Source organism: Limibacter armeniacum, assembly GCF_036880985.1.
Lineage (GTDB): Bacteria > Bacteroidota > Bacteroidia > Cytophagales > Flammeovirgaceae > Limibacter > Limibacter armeniacum.
In genome coordinates, this window is the sequence record NZ_JBAJNO010000009.1 from 347711 (window position 1) to 368741 (window position 21031).

10 protein-coding genes are annotated in these 21031 nt (G+C 39.9%); 5 read left to right on the forward strand and 5 right to left on the reverse strand.

What is annotated here, in order from left to right; genetic code table 11:
• Window positions 1-109 precede the first annotated feature (109 nt).
• Entirely contained in the window at window positions 110-3883 is a 3774-nt protein-coding gene (locus V6R21_RS19140) for a SpoIIE family protein phosphatase (protein ID WP_334245163.1), read from the reverse strand.
• A gap of 307 nt (window positions 3884-4190) precedes the next feature.
• Here V6R21_RS19140 and V6R21_RS19145 point away from each other — a divergent pair, with 307 nt between their 5' ends.
• The 3 genes from V6R21_RS19145 to V6R21_RS19155 are packed head-to-tail and all read left to right on the forward strand — an operon-like array spanning window position 4191 to window position 6022.
• Window positions 4191-4775: a LemA family protein gene (locus tag V6R21_RS19145; RefSeq protein WP_334245164.1), complete on the forward strand. Its 585-nt coding sequence runs from the start codon at window positions 4191-4193 to the stop codon at window positions 4773-4775.
• Window positions 4776-4784: 9 nt separating this feature from the next.
• The gene (locus tag V6R21_RS19150) at window positions 4785-5234 is read left to right on the forward strand and encodes a TPM domain-containing protein (RefSeq protein ID WP_334245165.1); all 450 of its coding nucleotides are present in this window, start codon (window positions 4785-4787) and stop codon (window positions 5232-5234) included.
• On the forward strand, window positions 5234-6022 hold the full coding sequence (locus V6R21_RS19155) for a TPM domain-containing protein (protein WP_334245166.1): 789 nt from the start codon (window positions 5234-5236) through the stop codon (window positions 6020-6022). Before V6R21_RS19150 ends, V6R21_RS19155 begins: the two co-directional genes overlap by 1 nt.
• A 145-nt stretch (window positions 6023-6167) precedes the next feature.
• On the opposite strand, the gene V6R21_RS19160 is transcribed toward V6R21_RS19155, so the two are convergent.
• The 3 genes from V6R21_RS19160 to V6R21_RS19170 all read right to left on the reverse strand — a co-directional run bounded on the left by V6R21_RS19160 (window position 6168) and on the right by V6R21_RS19170 (window position 7828).
• On the reverse strand, window positions 6168-6326 hold the full coding sequence (locus V6R21_RS19160; protein ID WP_334245167.1) for a hypothetical protein: 159 nt from the start codon (window positions 6324-6326) through the stop codon (window positions 6168-6170).
• Between the two features lie 482 nt (window positions 6327-6808).
• A complete protein-coding gene (locus V6R21_RS19165; RefSeq protein ID WP_334245168.1) occupies window positions 6809-7231 on the reverse strand; it encodes a DUF6691 family protein in 423 nt (140 codons plus the stop codon).
• 27 nt (window positions 7232-7258) lie between these two features.
• Window positions 7259-7828 (reverse strand): YeeE/YedE family protein, encoded by a 570-nt coding sequence (locus V6R21_RS19170; RefSeq protein WP_334245169.1) that lies wholly within the window; start codon window positions 7826-7828, stop codon window positions 7259-7261.
• A 258-nt stretch (window positions 7829-8086) separates the two neighbouring features.
• Here V6R21_RS19170 and V6R21_RS19175 point away from each other — a divergent pair, with 258 nt between their 5' ends.
• Together V6R21_RS19175 and tpx are read left to right on the forward strand one after the other, a co-directional pair.
• Complete coding sequence (locus V6R21_RS19175; RefSeq protein WP_334245170.1) at window positions 8087-9202, forward strand: alkene reductase; 1116 nt, start codon at window positions 8087-8089, stop codon at window positions 9200-9202.
• 158 nt (window positions 9203-9360) lie between these two features.
• Window positions 9361-9861: a thiol peroxidase gene (tpx, locus tag V6R21_RS19180; RefSeq protein WP_334245171.1), complete on the forward strand. Its 501-nt coding sequence runs from the start codon at window positions 9361-9363 to the stop codon at window positions 9859-9861.
• Between the two features lie 47 nt (window positions 9862-9908).
• Here tpx and V6R21_RS19185 read toward each other — a convergent pair whose 3' ends face one another.
• Complete coding sequence (locus V6R21_RS19185) at window positions 9909-20666, reverse strand: G8 domain-containing protein (protein WP_334245172.1); 10758 nt, start codon at window positions 20664-20666, stop codon at window positions 9909-9911.
• Window positions 20667-21031 lie beyond the last annotated feature (365 nt).

The following is a 21031-nucleotide window of genomic DNA, read 5'->3' on the forward strand; positions in this document are numbered from 1 at the left end:
CGGATAGAAATGTTCATCAGCCTTCGTTAAGCTCTTGCATTTGCGTTAATACATAAAAAAACCGTAGGCATCTCTACCTACGGTTCTTTTACTTCGCAATCACATCTGCTTATACTTTTACAGCCATTACTGTTATATCATCTCGTTGTGGAGCTCCTTTCTGATGCTCTTCCAACATTGTCAACATTGCCTGACGCTGATTGTCCATTGATTGGTTACGGATTGACATCAACAGTTCTTTCAAACGCATTGAACCTATTTTCTTTCTGTCAGGGTTATTCTGGTCTATATATCCATCTGAAAGCAGGTATAAAGAGTCTCCAGCCGAAAGGATTACTTCATGGTCAGTAAACTCTCTCTTGTTTTCTCGCTGCATTCCTCCAATGGACTTACGGTCACCTTTGATCTCACAGAACTTCCCGTCCTTGACATAATAAAGAGGCTGCTTTGCTCCGGCAAACGTTAGCTTCATGTCAAAGTCATCATGTGGTTCCAACATACAAAGTGAGATGTCCATACCATCCATATTCTTGGCTTCATATTGCTTCAGCTTCGCTCGAATGGTCAGGTGAAGTTGCTCCAAAATTTTGGCTGGTGAATAAACTTTATTCACGTTCACGATATCATTCAGGCTTGAGGTACCAATCATGGACATAAATGCACCCGGCACTCCATGTCCTGTACAGTCCACCACCGCAAGGTAAATTCTGTCATCGATATGGTTAAACCAATAGAAGTCACCCGATACGATATCCTTTGGCATCCACAACACAAAAAACTCATGCAATGTCTCACGCATCTTCTCAATAGATGGCAACACCGCTTTCTGAATTGTTTCAGCGTAACGGATACTGTCTGTAATCTGAAGGTTCTTCTCCTTGATAACTCGGAAGGAATTGGTGTTTGACAAGGCAATTGCCACATACGATGCCAACGTTTGGAGGATCGTCAGGTCAATAGTTGAATAAGCGTTTTCAGATAAGCTTTGTACTGTAATTACACCAATCGGTTTATTCTCAATAATCAATGGCAGGTAAATCAACGACTTAGTCATCTCCCCTATATTTGCCTTAATCTCCCCATCAATATAGTGGTTATATTCCTCTTCCATATTGTTGATGAATATCGGCTGTAGCCTGTTAAAGCAAAGTACTGAGAACTTATCATCCTCTGTCAGGTGATCAAAACTGTTTGGCAATTTCTTTCCATTTTCAATAAAGCCGATAAAGTCCAGCCTGTTCATTTCCTCATTGAAAACACCTACCCCAAATGCCGAAGCATCCATCAAAGAGTTGATATTATGGTAGACTGTTTCAATCAGGACTTCCATATCCAAAGCTACTGTAATCTTCTGCCCGATATCACCAATAGTCTTGATATTGTTATATGCCTTCTGAATCTGGTTCTTCTGCGATTCAATCTCAGCTGTTCTTTTTTCTACCAAAGTCTCCAATGTCCTGTTCTGCACTTTCAGTCGGCGAGTATTCCATTTTACTACGCCATAAACTGTAGCCCCTGCCATCATCACATAAGTGAAATAAGCAACAATAGACATATACCAAGGCGAAGTCACCATAAACTTAAACGATGCTTCATCACTTATTGCCCCATAGACATTTCTGGATTTTACCTTGAATACATATTGTCCGGGAGAAAGGTTTGTATATGCCTGATGGGAAGTTGCAGTCCAGTCCGACCATTGGTCATCAAAACCTTCCAGCTTATACTGGTACTCATTGGCATCTTCACTGTTGTCAAAGGAAGGTGCTGCAAAATCAAATGATACCGTATTGTTACTGAATGGAACTATAGGAAATTCCCCTTTTGGTTGTGATAGCAGATTGTTACCATTTCTGATAGTACCTGGAGTAACATAGGCACCATTGTATACCAAGGAGTCTTTTCCAATCATCACCTTTCTGATCAATGCTGTATAAGGCTTGTTATAGTCCCTTGCCAACTCCTTGTTAAACCTGAACACGCCTTCCGAACCACCAATCCAAACAATGTTTCCATCAATGGCTATCTCCTCGACTTCCATCGAAGGAAGCCTCTTGAATGGAGTATCCTCCCATTTAGCTTTACCATCTTTTAGTATGACTTCTGAAATTGACTGCTTGCTTCCTGTCTTATATGGAGACAGCAAAAGCTTATTCTCCTCCAAGGATTTTAGGTACATCACCCCTCTTTCTCCTTCGCTGAAAACATCATTGATTGGCTGATGACATAACTCAAACATATCCTTCTGCTGGTTATATGCATAAAGCCCTTTCTCAGTCGTAATATGTGTTATGCCATGACGCTTGAATGGAACCGTATATTTTTCGGAAGGCAATCCTTTCTCCTCTCCATAGGTCTTGATCTCTTTTACCTCAAGACTTTCAGGATCCTTAAACTGTAAGCTCGCTACCCCACTTGAGAAAGTAGACATCCACAGGTTTCCATTGTTCTCCTCTTCAATAAACCTGATCTGCCCTACTTTTGTATTGATCACCTGCTTGGGCTTCCAATCTTTGCCTTCCCTTTCCACTACATGGAGATCACCACTGATTCCTCCAATGTAAAGTCTTTCAGGAAATACTGTTGACTGAAATAATGACATCAACCTTGATGACTTATCGTATATTCTCTTTGCATTCAGACCTTCAACTTCAAAAATACCATCATTGGTAGCCAAGAGTAATACCTTGTCATTGCTTTTCGGTAAAGTAAACTCAATGAATCTCCATGACTGAGAAGTTCGGTTCAATCCATCAATCTGCTTAAAACCATTTTCTGTTAAGCAATACGCGCCAAATGATGCTGAGTAGATTTTGCCTTTATGTTTGATGATTGAAGTTGTCCATCCACCTACTTCGTCATCCCATTTCGAAATAGGAGCAGACAATTCCACTCTAGAAATACCATGACCTAAAGCCAACCAAAGTCCATGTTGGTCATCTTCGTACATGGTATATACCTCATCTGAAAACAAACCAGACTCTTTTCCAACTTTCTGTAACAACTTCCCTTCAGAGTTTAACAAAACCAAACCGCCTGTAGTCGTACCAAAAACAAAATTACCATCCGCCAGCTTCAGGATTTTTCTCAATCCATTCTCCGAAATATAGGTATCAACATCAGTCTTGAATTTCTTGACTCTGCCTTTTTGTGACTCATCATACAGATAGAAGCCTTTATCAGGAGTCGACATCAGCATAATACCTGATGTATATTGCTCCATTTTGGTAGGTTGAAGTCTGCCCACAGCCTGACTGTTAGGCATGCCAATTAGTTGTGCCTGAATTACCTCTTCAAAAACCCTTGTGTCATCACTCTTTTTTCTGAGAACAAACACTCTGTTACCAAGTCCAAAAAATTGCTCAAAACGTTCCCCTTCTTTTGCCCGAATGACTTCCATTTTACCTCCAAACCAATAATAGATGGCCTGCCTAGACATAAAGTAAATCCCATTATTGGCTTCAAATATTTCATCTATCCTACTGTTTGTCTTATCAGCCTCATCAAGATGGTCCTTCAATGAATGGAAGTAAAGTCCTTTTGTCTTATCGCTAGCCAGAAAGCCAAACTCGGACGATGTAGACAAATAAATGCTACCATCAGGTCCCTTTAGCAGCCTTCTTACCACCTCTTCATTAGGAGTTGGAATCAGCCGCCATGATACACCATCATATTCAAGCAAACCAATTGTATTACCTACGTAGATAACCCCTCTGTTATCTTGAGCCACAGCCCAGTTCTGCCCATCAGCTTTGTACTTAGTAGGAGAAAAGTTTTGAATAAAGGGCTTACCCAACATTTGGGCATATAGAAAATTAGATATCGAAAATGTACAAAACAACAGCACAGCAGCTGCGATTCTGGGTAAGGTTCGAAATAGCATAAAGGTCTTAGTTTGTCGTCAGTTGTTAATTGAGCAAGATTATTGCACTATTGGATTATTAACATGCATGTAATTGCACTTTATTACTCAATAATATGATTTTAATCATAATATAGCAATCCAACTTCCCATACTTAACAAATTATATGCTGCTTTTTACGTTCGGCATGAATTTGTCAAAAAATCCCATTTTCAAACATTTGCAACATTAAGCCTTCAAACACCCATCTCTTAACACTGAGATGACTTTTATTCTATTTTCACTTACCTGAATGTGATAAATTCTGGCAAACTTTAACTCAAACCTATGAAAAACATCACTTTCTCACTACGTTACCTGTGGTTCTTACCCTTTATTTTACTCACATCATGCGGTTACAATGAGATGGTTTCCTTGGATGAAAATGCTGAGGGACAATGGGCCAATGTAGAAAACGCTTATCAACGAAGAGCTGACTTAATTCCAAATTTGGTCAATACTGTAAAAGGAGCTGCTGAAACTGAAAAAGGTATTCTCACTGAAGTTATAGAGGCTCGTGCTAAGGCTACCAGTGTACAAATAGACCCGAGTAAGCTTACCCCTGAAAATATCCAGAAGTTTCAGCAGGCTCAAGACGCCCTGAGCAGTTCTCTTTCAAAGTTGCTAGTCACAGTTGAAAGGTATCCAGAACTAAAATCCAACCAGAACTTTTTGGACCTTCAGGCACAGTTGGAAGGCACTGAAAACCGGATAGCTGTTGAAAGGCGAAAGTTTAATGAACAAGTCAAATCCTATAACAAGTACATCAGGAGTTTTCCCCAGACGATCTATTCTGGATGGTTTGGCTTTGACAAGAAAGGTTATTTTGAAGCCACTCCCGGTACCGAAAATGCTCCCACCGTTGAATTCTAGCTCATTACAATGAAAAGTGATATTCCTATCAACTCAAGCAAAATCGCTTCTTTCATCAATGAAGCTGAAAAAAGTACTTCTGGCGAAATCAGGGTTCATATAGACCCATTCTGCAAAAATAATATCATGGATCGTGCTGCCGAGGTTTTTGCAATGCTGAATATGCATCGAACAAAACTCAGAAATGGTGTTTTATTCTATATCGCTTGGGAAAACCGAAAGTTTGCCATCATTGGAGATGTAGGCATCAATGCTAAAGTAGATGATAAGTATTGGGAGAGAGAAAAAGATGTACTGGTCAAGCATTTCAAAAACGGTGACTTTGAAGATGGTCTTAAAGAAGCCATTAGCCTCGTCGGACAAACCCTGAAGCAATATTTCCCATACCATCCAGACCTTAGTGGAGAACTTCCCAATGACATTTCTTTTGGGGAGGAGGATGAAGAAGATGAAGAATAATGAAAAACCTACCCGAAAAGTTACTTTGTATTCTCCTTATAGCCACTCAATTGTTTGTCATAAGTCTTACTCAAGCACAAGACTTCCCAAAAAGGCCAAACCCTCCGAAACTGGTAAATGACTTGGCTGAGATGCTGATTCCTGCTGACAGGTCACGCCTCGAACGGAAGCTGGTGGATTACAATGACACAACTTCTACTCAGATAGCTATTGTAACGGTGACATCAATTGGTGGGTATGACATCAGTGATTATACATTTCAACTAGGTGAAAAATGGGGAATTGGTCAACAAGAAAAAGACAATGGGATTCTGGTGCTGATTGCTAAAAATGAAAGAAAAACTTTCATCGCAACAGGTTACGGTATCGAAGCCTATATACCTGACATCTATGCAAAAAGAATTGTTGACCAAGTATTTATTCCAAACTTTAAGGAGGGAGATTACTATAAAGGACTGGATAAAGGAACAGACATTATGATTGATTTGCTTGATGGCAAATTTCAAGCAATGCCTTCACAGACTCCACAAATTCCTCTATGGATACCTATAGCCTTTATCATAGGGGTGTTTATCCTTATGGCACTCATGAAAAGAGGAATGCATGGCAAACACATTCCAACCAGAACAATTGGCGGTAGTAGAGGTATTCCCCCTACATGGATTGACTTTAGCAATGGCAGAGGACGCTTTGGTAATAGAGGTGGATTTGGTAACAGCGGAGGAGGTGGCTTCGGTGGTTTTGGAGGAGGTGGTTTTGGAGGTGGCGGAGCTGGAGGCAGTTGGTAAGTAACTCCATGAAAAAGCAGGAGAGCTGCTCCTGCTTTACTGTGGTTAATGGGATAATTTTAGATGGCTAACGGATTTGAATATACATCGTATTTTCATCCGCTGGTTGAAGTAAAAATCAAACGGGTTAAGCAATTTTTACAAGCTATTCAGCTGGTTGTTCTGTTGTTTCGCTCAATTTGACAGTTACTTCCCCTACACTAGCCTCTTTTCCAGCAACGGTATCCCCTACGTTACTAGCATTGATCATGTATAAGAAACCGATCAAAAAGAGAAGAAGAAGGATCTTGAGCAAGCTGTTCATGGTGGTGGTTGGTAAAGTTTTTCAATACGCTATATGATTATGACAGTTAAATGAAAAATGTTGACAACAGAAATTGAGATAATTTCTGTATAAAACTGATGTTTACGGTTTCCTTTTACTCTTCAGTTAGAGTGATGGTAGTTCTCCAAGGGGCTATCAAGAAAAGTAAAAAAGGTCCATCAATGTGTGTAGTAATATTCAGTACCGGAATCTAAGAGATGCGAAGAAGAGAACAGGTAATCCTGTGACCTTAGGCAGTTCAGTGCAGTTATTGGTTTAATTCATTAACTAAAAATACTTATTCCCTATGTAAGAGACAAGCTCGTTTTAAGCTTATTATCAACCTAAAGTGCAATCTCTTGCTTTCCTTCTTTATGATCTTCATTAAATTAAAAACTACTCAAATTGAGCAAAATAAAAAACCCTTAGGTCCATTACCTAAGGGTTTATATATTCAGATAAATTCTATGAATAATCTAAAATTAATGAGGGAGTTTATTTCTTAATAATCCATAAACAAATGTCCCTAATACGGCACTTAGGATAATGACAATAAATACAGGGTAACCCGCTCCAAGCAAGATATAAGAAGGTCCGGGACAAGCACCTGTCAATGCCCAACCCAAGCCAAAAATAGTCCCACCTAGAAGGTAGTTTTTATAGCCCATTCGTTTATCTGTAAACTTGATTTTCTCTCCACGTACATCCGACATCTGCTTCCTTTTCACAAGCTGAACAACCAAGACCCCCAAAACTACAGCAGCCCCTATCACTCCATACATGTGAAATGCCTGAAAGCGAAACATTTCAAAAATTCTGTACCAAGAAACAACTTCTGCCTTGGTCAATACAAAACCAAACAGAATGCCTACCATCATATATTTAAAACCTCTTTTCAATAACATATTCTCCGTTTCTTTAGGTTGATTGTATTACAGTGCCAAAATCAATGGCAACAGGAAATAAGTCATAACGAGACCTCCGATAAAAAAGCCAATTACAGCAATAAGAGAAGGTAGTTGCAAATTACTCAAACCACTGATTGCATGGCCACTCGTACAGCCTCCTGCATATCTAGTACCGAAGCCAACCAGAAATCCACCTCCGACCATCATAATAAAGCCTCTTAGGGTGAAAAGTGATTCCCAACTGAATAAATTAGCTGGAATTAGCGCTCCTGCTTTTGGCAAGTCCACTTCCAAATCAGTTAGTAACTGCAAAGTGTCAGCTGAAAGTTGTACTGGCTCAGGATTTTTAAAAACTATATGAGCCAAGAAACCTCCAATAATGGTCCCTACCACAAAAAGTAAGTTCCATATTTGGCTTCTCCAGTCAAATCGGAAAAAGTCAGCTACTTTACCTGCCCCACCAATGGCACACATCGTACGGAGGGTACTTGAAATACCAAATGATTTCCCGAAATAAAGTAATAGAAACATTGTCAGAGTAATTAGTGGGCCAGCCACATACCACTCCCAAGAAGTTGTTAAAAAGTTGTTCATGTCTACTAGTATATTTACTCATTCTAATAACACCACAAATGTACTGCGGATTCTAATCCACTCCTATTTATATTAACATTATTTCATGTATTAATTTTCTTAATAGCAAATGTCTATTTGTGATAGTTAACCTCTGCTACCAACTAAGAACATGCAGAAATGTTTTTTTAAACTTTCTATCCGTGTGCTTGTTCTCATAGGCGTGATGCATCATAAAATTAGTTTACACATCAATTATTTCAAATATTGAATTGAATTATGAAAACTGATCAACCGCTATTGCAACCTATCAAAGTAGGCCCTTACACATTAAAGAATAGGGTATTTATGGCTCCTCTTACAAGGAGTAGAGCTGATAATGAAGGCCTTGTCCCGACTGAGTTGCATCAGATATATTATAAGCAAAGAGCTTCTGCTGGACTGATTATCTCAGAAGGATCTCCAATATCGCCACAAGGTATTGGGTATATCAATACTCCAGGTATTTATACTCCTGAACAAATAAATGGATGGAAAAAAGTAACAGACACAGTCCATGAAGAAGGAGGGAGAATTTTTATACAACTATGGCATGTTGGGCGTATTTCACATCCTGACCTGCAAGATGGAAAATTGCCAGTAGCTCCTTCTGCAATCAATCCAAATACAAAATCCTTTACACAAGAGGGTTTTAAAGAAACTGTTACGCCTAGAGCTCTTGAAACTGAAGAAGTGGCACAAATTGTTCAGGATTTCAAAAAAGCAGCTGAAAATGCCATGAAAGCTGGTTTTGATGGTGTTGAAATACATGCTGCCAATGGGTACCTGCTGCACCAGTTCTTCTCAAAAAATGCCAACCAACGTACGGACAAATACGGAGGCAGTGTAGAAAACAGAGCAAGAATATTGTTTGAGGTACTGGATGCAATCAGTGAAGTAATGGATTCCAACAAAGTGGGTGTCAGACTGAATCCTTCCTTGAACGATATTTTCAGCATTTTCGCAGATGATGAAACCATTGAAGTGTTTGAATACATCGTCAAAAAACTGAATGAATATGATTTAGCTTACCTGCACCTTACTGAGCCATTCAATGATGTCAGCAATGAACCTAAGGTTATCAAGCATACAGCTAAACACTTCCGACCTTTATACAAAGGTACATTCGTTACAAACGCCGGTTTTGATAAGAATAAAGGAAATAAGGTGATTGAAGATGGAGATGTTGATGCAGTGGCATTTGGCACACTCTTTATCAGTAACCCTGACCTTCCAAAAAGATTTGAACTGGATGCTCCCCTTCAAAAAGCAGATCCAGATACATTCTATGTTCCTGGAGCGAAGGGGTATATTGACTATCCTACCTTGGAAGAGGTTGAAAATAAACATATATGAACTGATCATTCATATCTATTGCTTGGCCGTGGCATTCAATGCCATGGCTTTTTCTTTAATCATAGGGTATGTCATTTCAGGTATATCACTTAACTTAGTTCAACCTGAAAAGAATAAGCAAATTTTCAGTATAACTTAACTCTAAAAACTATTAAGTAATGGCAAGAATCACATTCAAAGGCAATGAAATTCATACAGCTGGCACACTACCAGAAGTAGGTTCTATCGCTCCTAACTTCAAGTTAACCAAAACGGATTTGTCTGAAACTAGTCTTCAAGACTATGAAGGCAAAAAAGTGGTGCTGAATATTTTCCCAAGTATCGACACTGGTATCTGTGCAGCCTCTACACGTAGCTTCAACGAGAAAATTTCAGGCGTAGACAATGCTGTCGTTATCTGCGTTTCAAAAGATTTACCTTTTGCTCATAAACGCTTTTGTGAGGCTGAAGGGCTAGACAGAGTGGTTCCGACATCACAATTCAAAGACCATGCATTTGAGAAAGATTATGGTCTTACCATTACTGATGGGCCATTGGCTGGGCTACTTTCAAGAGCAGTTGTAGTCATTGACGAAAATGGTAAGGTTGTTTATACAGAGCAAGTCCCTGAAATTGCTCAAGAACCAAATTATGATGCTGCATTGGATGCAGTAAAATAAGTCTTTATACAAAAAGCCACTTCCTGAACAGAAGTGGCTTTTTGTAATTATTTTATGACAAGTTTTTTGGAGTACTGTTTCTCGTCAATTGTAATAGTTACAAGGTAAACTCCTCTTGGTAAGTGTGCCAGTTTCATCTTTTCACTAAATGTCCCAGCATTCCCAGAAGTTACATTTACTGTTTGAAACGACTCTCCCATTACATCCATGAGCTTGATTGTACCTGCCTTATAAACTCCCACACCAGTCATGCTAACCAATAACGAACTCCCTGCCGTAACCGGATTAGGGGATACAGATAAATTGATTGCTTCCGAAGGCTTTATTTTTTTGATCACTTCAGGCCCGAAAAGCTCGTACTTTCCATCCAAATCAACTTGCTTCAGCCTATAAAAGATTGTTCCAAAATCAATATTCTCATCCTCGAAACCATAATCAACCCTTGACAGGGAATTGCCTTCCGCTGCAACTGTCCCAATTGGATTATACACTTTTCCATCCAATGACTTTTCCACCTCAAACCTATCAGCATTTATTTCTGAAGCTGTAGCCCAATGCAATTCAGCCTTATCTCCAACCAGTCTAGCATCAAAAAATATCATCTCCACAGGTAATGGGTTATTACCACCTCCCTTATTTGCGTATGAAAATGGACTGAATGAAGTCACATTACTGTCTGTTGTAATCGTACCTGACTGAATACTTCCATCTTCTGCGGCTGAACCAGTGACCGAACAAGGACATTCAGATACCCATTTCCCCCCAGAGTAATGCCCCACCAAAAGATTAGGAGTATCATAAATTTCACTCCGTTCGTCATCTTCCCAATACAAAGTCACTTTAGGCTCTCCAAATCCACTATCTCTCGTCAGGTTCCAATATTCCATTCCTGATACCCGCTCTACACCAACATCCAAGTTTTGATTATCAGGAGCAATCGCATTTATATACTCTGCCGTAAATTCATCAGACGCACTTCCATTGATAATGGAAGAGATCCCTAAAGGAGCATATACACCTTCAGCTCCCACAGTAAAAGTGAAGTTTGAATCTCCCACCTTTCTCATCGGGCCCTCTACAAAACTTGCAGTGCTACCACCACTGACAGCACTCCCCGAACCTAAAATCAATAGGCTTGATGAGGTAGTTAAGATATTTCCACTTGTCAGTGTCAAGTTATTCTCAACAGTTGTATTTCCGTCTGTCAACACTAAATCACCTCCACCAGATTTGGTTAGCTTATAAATGGTTACTTCGCCGTTAATACTTTGTTGAGATGCGCTGCTAAAATCAAATGCCGTAGTACTATGTGTAAAGCTCCCTCCTGCTGCCAATAAAAAATCTCCAGACAAATCAACAGTGCCAATATTGGATGTGTTGAGTGTGCCTGTACGCTCTACAATCAGGTTTCCTGATAAGCTAATATCTAATGTTGCAGATGATTCCAGTTCACCATTGGATATCACCAAGCTCTTGCTGACAGAAGTATTGCTAGCTCCTCCTAAGTCAAATGCTCCTGCTGACTTATCAATTACCAACTCATTGAATGATGTAGCTACAGGCGTTCCTTCTACTTTTGAATCTGTACTTCCTCCGATCACAGTTGTACCACTGCTGACAAAAGTACTGTTATTGGTAAAGTCCCCAACTACCTCCATCGTATACGCTTCACTGTTCAATGCAGTGGTAGACGCAATGAGAATATTTGTCACCTCGATATCTCCAGAGAACGTTTTTGTTCCTGTGCCCTCCAAAACTAAGTTATAGTATGAACCAGGCGATCCGATTGGAAAGCGAACAGACTGATCGGCTCCACTGTAATAAACTGTATTTCCTGTAGCCGACGCGTTAATTCTACCAGAGTCAAAACTCCCTTTTATATTAAGTACAGCAGAAGCATTATTTGTCCATACTGAAGTCGTTTCACTGATTCCTGACAAAGCGTTGTTGATGGTAACTTCCCCTTCATTAGTGATGGTTACTCCAGTATTTATTACAAAATCATTGATGAACAAGTAGCTACCTGAAGATATTGTTATACTCTTGTTTGCATTCAAAGTACATTCGACAATACCATCATTTGTATCATTTAGTATATTCCCACTAATAGTTGCATCTGATGTTCCTGAAAATGTCACATTTCCATTTCCTGCCATTTCTCCATCCAGTATCAGGCTTCCTGTAATGGTTAACATATAACCATCCGTCTGAATCATACCCCCTTCTTCCACTGTCAGGTTATTGACCCTGATGTCATTTCTATCCAACCAGATTTCATCTCCAGACTTTATCGTGACATCTGCACCTGACGGAGGCACTTCCCCCTCAGTCCAAGATGTCCCTTTACTCCAAACATCTGTAATGGTTGCATTTGCTGATGGGAAATCATTTTCGAATCTCACTTCCAATGTTTGTGTCTCAGCACTGCCACATAATGCTGCATCGGAAAATGTCCCCCCATCCCCCACATACTTGACTGCCACCTGAAGAGTTGATATTTCTCCATCGTTGGTATCATCCCAATCGACTGTTACAGTATTGGTATCATCTGCACCTGAAATTGTCCCATTACCTGAAAGAATACTCCATTCATACGCATAACCTTCACGGTAAGATACACTGTAATCCTGATCTACTGTGCCCGGATAAAGGAAGTTGTCCCCAGTTATTTCAGAAGGAATAACAGGATTTACACTGACAGTCTCAGTCATTGTGGTACCAGTCGCATCACAGGTTGTGGTTTCTGTTACCTTGAGCGTATAATCCCCTCCTGTACTACCCCAATCTACCGTTACACTATTGACATCCATTCCACTGTAAATAGATGGATCGGCATCCGTTCCCGTGCCTGTGCCACCTTGTATTGTACCACCGGAGACTTGCCAGCTATATGTGGAACCTGTAGATCCATTACATGTATACACTTCTGAAGTAGAAATACAAGGCTGAAATTCACCCATTATTGATGTTACTGATACGGCAAAACAATCATCGACCGCTCCCACTGCAAAACCTGAATAGTTACCTGTTACAGTATTTCTACTTACCACTAATCCATCCCCAGTAACATGACTTCCTGAAAAATCCCAGTTTCCTCCATTGTTTACCAAGACTCTATTGTTGGTATTCAGTATATAGCTTTCGAAGCCTGCCGCTGTCAAACTAACATCAAATGCCAGTGAAGCAATATTATTATTCTGTAAACTCCAGTATCCTTCACTAAACAGGTGCCTTACTAATTGGTTATCATCGGAGTCATTTGCCCCATTAACATCATCCCAACCACTTGCAGCAGGATCTTCTTCAATAAAACTTACCTCAATGGAAGACTCAATAAATGGAAGAGACAATGACAAGCTGTTTAAGGAGATCTCAATCGGATTGTATGAGGAAGTACTTCCCACTGGGAAAACAAAAGTATTTCCGGATTCTATAACTTGAGAAAATGTTCCGATCACCGTACCAGTTATCCTATTCAAGGTACCAATATTTCCATCTCCTAACTTTATAATATTAGTTTGCGTATTGATATTCCCCTCAGTCATACTCAGAGCATTTGTCACCAAGACATCTCCTGCCATTATTAAGGTGCCTGAAGGCTTATTGGTCGTCAATCCATAGAAAGTTTCCGTAGTCAAATACTGATCTGTAACTCCATCAAATATGACCGTTCCAGACTGAGGTATAAATACCCCGTTGTTAGTCCAATCACCTCCAACATATAAACTGTAGTTGCTTGAGGACACATCCAAGGTAGCACCGCTAGCAATGAGTAAATTACCTTCAATAACCAAGTTATCCACCAAGCTCTTTGTACCTGTACCTTCAAGCGAAAGGTTACCATAACTACTTACAGGTATTGTTACATTTTGGTTAGCACCACTATATATAACTGTATTTCCTTCTTCACTTACAGTCAACAATCCCGTTGATAATAATTCTCCTGCTATACTTAGTGAACTTCCGGACTTGTTTACCCATTTACTTGTTGAAGCTTCCCCTATTAAGTCAAACCCAACACTCAATACACCATAATTTGTTATCACTATATCAGATTCAATATGGACGTTTGCATCCAATGTCAGGTTAGCAGTTGAAGCAATCATCTTATTACCTGAAATAGTGACCAGCACCTCATTTCCTGAGGTATTATGTATTATGCTTCCTACTCCATCAATTGTCCCACTACTTCCTGACAGGTTAAGGCTTTCTCCAATGGTTCCACTTTCATAAGATCTAATTGTCCCATTCAAGTCTAGATTACTGACCACTTCCAACAATACATTGTTATTAATATCCAGAAATGCGTCACTTTCAACTACCAAATTTCTAGCTCCTTCATCACCTGTTATGGTAACAGTATGTCCATTTTTTACCCTAACACTAAAAGCCGTATTTGGAACAACTCCACCCTCCCAAGTTGCAGTATCATCCCAATCGCCTGAAGCGACACTCTCAATCTCTTCATAAATCGTAACAGTCAATTCTGTATCAGAGGAAACACTACAGTCTGTATATGTAGCTGTTACCTGTATTGTTCCTGTTCCTGCTGTGCTACCCCAATCAACTGTAATAGAACTTGTTCCCTGACCAGATTGAACGGTCCCATTGGTTACCTCCCAATTGTAGGTATAACCACTTGTTGCTTCAATCTCATAAACTTCCCCATTCTGATCAACAGAGACACCTGTTGATCCAGATATACTCCCCAACTCAATTGGGTTCAAGGTGATGTCTTCTGTTATTTCAGTTCCTATTCCACAACCATTTGATACTCCTGAGTTATTTTCAATTACTGAAATGGTATAGGTTCCTTGTGTGTCACCCCATTTCACGGTCACCTTATGTGTTCCCTGCCCACTGTAAATCGTCCCGCCATCAACTTCCCATGTATACTTTGAACCAACCGCATTATCTACCTTATATATGACCTCACTATTGATACACTCACTGCCTGAAACCCAAGTAATAGCAGAAGTTGTAGGAGGTGTACAATCCGTATCGTCACCTACCCCAAACTCCAGAGGTGTGTTGATTAGACCGTTTCTTTCAATAATATCTCCTCCCTGAGGTGAAATACTTTCATGTGTTCCATTCATTATCCAATCATCGCTGCTATTGGACCTACTGATTACCCTTGTATCGTCATCCAAAGTAAATGCAGTAAAGCTTTCGGCATCCAAATCGATATCGTAAGTAGTCATAATTACAGCATTGGATGAGGAATTGGTCAGCCTCCAATACCCTTCAGGAAATATATTCCTAACTGTATAGGTACCATCTACTGTTGGCAAACCATTATCGGAAGGGGACTCACTTACAAACTCAGCAGTCAGTACTCCTTCTCCAAATAAAGATATTGTAGCATCAATTGTGAGATATCTATATGCCCCTAATGTTCCTACAGGAAAAACATATGCACCTGATGAGGTTATCCATCTGCTAAAAGGTCCGACCACTGATGCATTGCCATCATGCTGAGAAAAATCAAGTGATCCTGAGTTGCTGCCTCCCGTTCCAAGTAAGAGGCTTCCTGCATTCGTATCAAACTTGCCTTCTTTTAAACTAAGTGAATTACTGACGGTAATATCGGCTGCTGCATACAACACACCCTCATTTTTATACAGCTCCAAATCGTAGAAGGTCACAGCTGAATTGATTGATTGTGCTTCCGTTCCATTAAAGGTCACCTTGCCTGACTGAGGTAAAAAACTGCCTGTAACTGTAAAATCTCCTTGTATTTCGAGCTGATAATTGAAGGCCGTAACATCAAGACTACTCCCGATTGTAAGGTCCCCATAAACATCCTCATTCGCAGTCAAACGCTTAACACCAGATCCCTCAATAGAAAGATTATAATATCCTGATGAAGTCTGCTTGATCAGCTGATCGCTTTCTCCACTGTAAGTTATTTGGTTACCTGCTTCATTGGCTATCAAGGTTCCCTTCTCCAAAAGCGTTCCCCCTATTTCCAAAACAGCATCCGACTTATTCTCCCATATACTTCCGCTATTTCCTATAAGGCTTCTGTTGATGGATACTTGACCATAATTTGTAATGATAGCAGACGTACCTATTTCAATTGCATTGGCATAAGCATTATCCAAAACCTCAAATGATAGGTCAGTATCTGCTTCAATACTAATATTCCCTTCCAATCGAAAGAGAGACAAAGTTTCACCACCTGCAATGGTCTGATAATTATATATTGATCCACTTCCTGATAAAGCCACTCCATCTCCAGATAAGGTCAGACAGCCCTCTGTATCAATTTGTCCACTTTCAAGTGATTCTATTTCACCATCAACAATTAAGTCACCCAACACTTCAAGTGATACATTGTTATCAATCACCAATTTTCCACCTTCTTCAATTTCTAGGTTATTGATGGTTTCTCTTGTAGTTATTGTTACAGTGTGTCCGCTTAATACCCTGATATTATCCGTAGCAGTAAGGTCCTTGTTTGGAGTCCAAGTTGTCGTATTTTCCCATCCGGCACTGCTATTACTAACTATTACTTCCGTCACATCTACATCTAGTTTTACTGTCGATGTTGACATCCTGGAGCATGGAGATGTATTCTCTGCCGAAACGCTTACAGTATAAGTTCCTTCAGTACCACCCCAAGTTATACTTACTTCTGAAGTACCATTGCCAACAATCACAGCATCTGGATCAGTACAAGTCCAATTGTAGGTATAATTATCATGAGTATCGACTGAATAGGTTACGGTCTGACTTGTTCCTACTGAGCTTGTTCCCGTAATATCAGCTAACGTCATTGGGTGAATCTCTACCTCTAAAGTAACTGGATAGCTATCACCACAACCATACATTGGTGCGAAGGAATTGTTTTCAATCACGGATAAAGTCCCCTGCCCTCCTTCAGTACTCCACAACACCTTTATCCACCTGAAACCTTCTCCTGAGAGGGAAGTAGTTTCTGAAACGGAAACCCAACCATCACCTGCGTCATAACCTGTAATGCTACCTCCTGAAATCGACCATGAATATGTCGAGCTTCTTAACCCTCCCAATGCTATATAGGTTTCTTCGCTTTCAATACAAATTGACGTAGCCCCATCAATTGAGGATAATTCAGGTTCTTCACAGTTAGTTATATCCCCTAAAGTATACTCCGCACTCAAAGTATTCATTCCAAACCTATTGGCAGTATCTTCAGTTGCGGCAACATGTGTTCCTTCAACCGTCCAGTCACTATTACTGTTTGCCCTGACTAACACATGTGAAGATGATACAGCATAACTTTCAAACCCATCGGCTGTAAGACTCAAATCATAATCATTGGAATAAAAACCATCTCCTGTAACCAATTTCCAATAGCCTTCATTAAAAGCGTTGAAGATAGATGTGCCATTATCATCCAAAGTCAATCCCTGTGATCCCGGGTCACTTCCTGTAAACACTCCTTTTATTGTTCCTGATGGACTATTGTTAAAAGTCAGTTCTACATACCTTGCTTCTTCATCATACCCCAATGGTAAGACCAGTCCGTTCTTATTGGTTGAATTGACCCACCTTTTGAAAAAACCTGAAACTGAGGCAGGGTAAACGTATTGCAATGTACCTAGATTAGAAGTGCCTGTTCCTAGTGTTAAGGTATAACCTTGGGTTTCTATATTACCTAGTTCTAGGTTTAGCATATGCTCAACAGTGATATCCTTTGTCAGGATAAGCGAACCAGCTTCTTTGGACACTTCAAGCCAATAAAAAGTAGCTGATGCACTGGATGATAACTGCTGATCAGTTTCGCCACTGAATATTACCTTTTCAGTGGTATAATTAAAACTGCCATTGTTTACCCAATCCCCTTCTAATGTCAGGTTGAACCCATTCAGGTCAAGTGTAGCAGATATCGTCAAGTCTCCTGTAACCGTTGTTTCCTCACTCAAACTTTTAATACCTGACCCCGAAAGTATAAGGTTTCCATATGTTCCTTCCTCCGATAGTTTTATCGACTGATCTCCGCTGCCACTGTACTCAATCGTATTCCCTTCATCTCGGGCATCTAAAACAGCTGTAGACTCAAAAAGCAAAGTTCCTTCAATGGATAAGTAAGCCGAACTTTTATTGATCCATTTACTTCCTGTCTCTCCTATGAGGTCTTTGTTTACCGATACTTTTCCATAATTGGTGATAATTTTACTTTCTCCTATTTCAATAAAGTGTGAGTAATCCGTATCTGAGACAGAAAATGTTAAGTTAGCACCTGCTACAACTTTAATATTTCCATCTAACCTGATGATAGGAATTGCATCTGCATTCAGTGACTGACTGCTGGTAATACTACCCGTTCCATCTAACTCCACACCACTTCCTGACATTAACAGTCCACCTTCAGCATCAACCGCACCTCCTTCATCCAATTGTAGTATTCCATTAACCAAAAGATTCCCCTTTACTTCCAGTTGTTGGTTATTGTCAATCACCAACGTTGCACCACTCTCAACCTCCAAGTCATTTACAACTGCATTACTATAAATTGTGACCGTATGCCCACTTTTGATTCTTACATTATCTAATGATGTTGGCACTGTACCGGATGTCCATGTACTGCCATCTTCCCAATTACCACTTGTAACGCTCTTAAAACCTTCGTAAATGTTCACATTCAATAAAGAGGCAGGGGAAGTCTCACCTCCACAAGGACTTGTATTACTTCCTGTTACAGAAAGCTCATATTCTCCAACAGTACTGCCCCAACTAACCGTTATTTCATTACTACCCTGTCCAGACTCTATGGTTCCTCCATTTACCACCCAAGTGTAAGTATAACCCGACACTTCCTCTACTTGATAGGTGGCAGTTGCTCCAACCATTAGATTAGTGCTACCCGTTATTTCCCCAACAAATGGGTGTATTAATACAGATAAGTTTTGTACTGTACCCTCTCCACAACCTCCTGTCCCTGCATTATCCTCAATGACACTTACTTCGCCCGTACCTGACTGACTTCCCCAATCAACCCTAATCGCTGTATAGTCAACTCCTGTCAAGCTGGTTGTGGTTGAGATTGTATTCCAAACGCCATCATTGAAAGCATCAATCACTCCTTCAGAAACATGCCAACTAAAACTGGAACCCGAACCCCCAACGACAGTATATTCTTCATTGGTCGAGTTGATACACAACACTTCTGAACCGGATATTTCAGAAGTGGCAGGAAAGCTACAGTCATCATTTTCACCTAGTGCCAACGCTACAGGAAATAATGACATTCCAGACCTTTTAATAGTTGGAGACACAAATGTAGAGGGGGAATCAACATGACTTCCATTAGCCTCCCAATCATTACTACCAAGCTCCTTTGCTATAATTCTGGTATCGTAATTAGGGGTAAATGAAGAAAAGCCATCAGCATAAAGCAAAACATCATAATCAGCAGAAACAAACCCATTATCTTTTGAGACAGACCAATACCCATCGGTATAAAGGTTATAAATATCATGAGAGTTATCGACCAAGGGAGGGGAAGCAATACTGCCAGGAGAAGACGCTACAAATTCCGTTATCAATGTTCCTGCTGTTAAGCTATGGAATGTAAGTGTCATCAAATTATCGGCAGCAGTGGTTCCTAGTGGAAACTGATAGGCGATACCTGTTTGTGTAATCCATCTCTCAAACTTACCAATTACAATAGCTGTCCCACTCAATGAAAGTATTCCTTCATTAGCACTACCTGTACCTAATGTCAAGATATAAGATTGGGAATCGATATAGCCATTGTCTATATCAATGCTATTTTCCACTTGTAAGTCTTCTGCTAAATACAATATGGCTCCTTGCTTCTGCACAGTCAGGTTATAAAAAGCTTCACCAGCTATACTACTGATGGTTTGGGCTGATGAACCCGAAAAAGTCACAGTTGAGTTTTCCTCTTCAAATGTTCCATTGTTTGTCCAGTCTCCTTTTATATCAAGATTATACCCATTTGAGTTGAATGTACTGCTGATCAATACATATCCATTGACAGTTATATCAGCCCCAAGATTCTTGATCCCTCCACCAGATAAAATAAGGTGGTTATAGACCCCGTCAGTACTTTTTTTAATGGTTTGGTTTTCATCTCCGCTATACTCAATGGTATTTCCTGTAGCTGATACCTCCAGTGTACCAGCTTCCATCATTGCTCCCTGAACCGACAAATAGGCATTTGCCTCATTCACCCATTTGCTTGATGTATCAGTTGCTATAATTCCAATACCATTCAAGTTGATAGTCCCATTGTTTGTAACAGTTGCTCCTGCTGATATATGTAAAAAGTCTGTATAGCCCTCATCAGTTGTAATAAAAGTCAGCGCTGCACCTGAAGCTATTGAAATATCCGCATCAAAATAAAAGAGTCCATTTGTTTCCCCATCCGTAATGTCCTGAACATGTTTGACAATACCATTACCACTAAGTGTTTTGCCTGCTGTACGCAACCATACCCCTACAACACTGACACTTCCTATCTCCAATAACTCAATTGTTCCATCTACCGTAAGGTCTCCATCAACAAGCAGTCGCTTATTATTCCCCAACTCCAATTCACCCCCTTCATCGACTACAAGATCATTTACTGTCGTTGAGGTTAGCATCGAGACGGTATCTCCATCTGCTATTACTACATTATCAATAGAGGTGGGTACACTACCCAGATCCCAAGTAGCCGCTGAACCCCAGCTACCTGAAGCTACAGAAGTAAAAGTGGTTTGTGCACAACTACTGACCCAAGGGAAGGCTAACAAACAAAAGGTTAATAGGGTCAGTAGTATCGATTGGTTTTTCCAAGAATAAAGCATATTCAAATGGGTTGAAAATTTCCCGATAGCGGTTTCTGTTATTTATACCCATTATTTTACGCTATCATCTTGATTTTCCCCCATCAGAGACATTCTTGGGATGTAAGTAGAAAAGTGGTTTTCACAATTAGCAAAGTCAAAATCATGTTCTCTCAATTTCAGGCAATGCTAATAAGGCTTTGCAACCTGTCTGCCTAATTTCAATTGCGATACATTCATCTTAAAATGGTGTTTGTAAAGTTGATTTCGTTTAATCACTTAAAAACTTACATATGTTTTTAATGAAAAATAATTGATTCCCGTCTTAAAGTTTGGGCATAAAAAAAGCCTACAGTCTGTACCATAGGCTTAATCAAATGAATAGG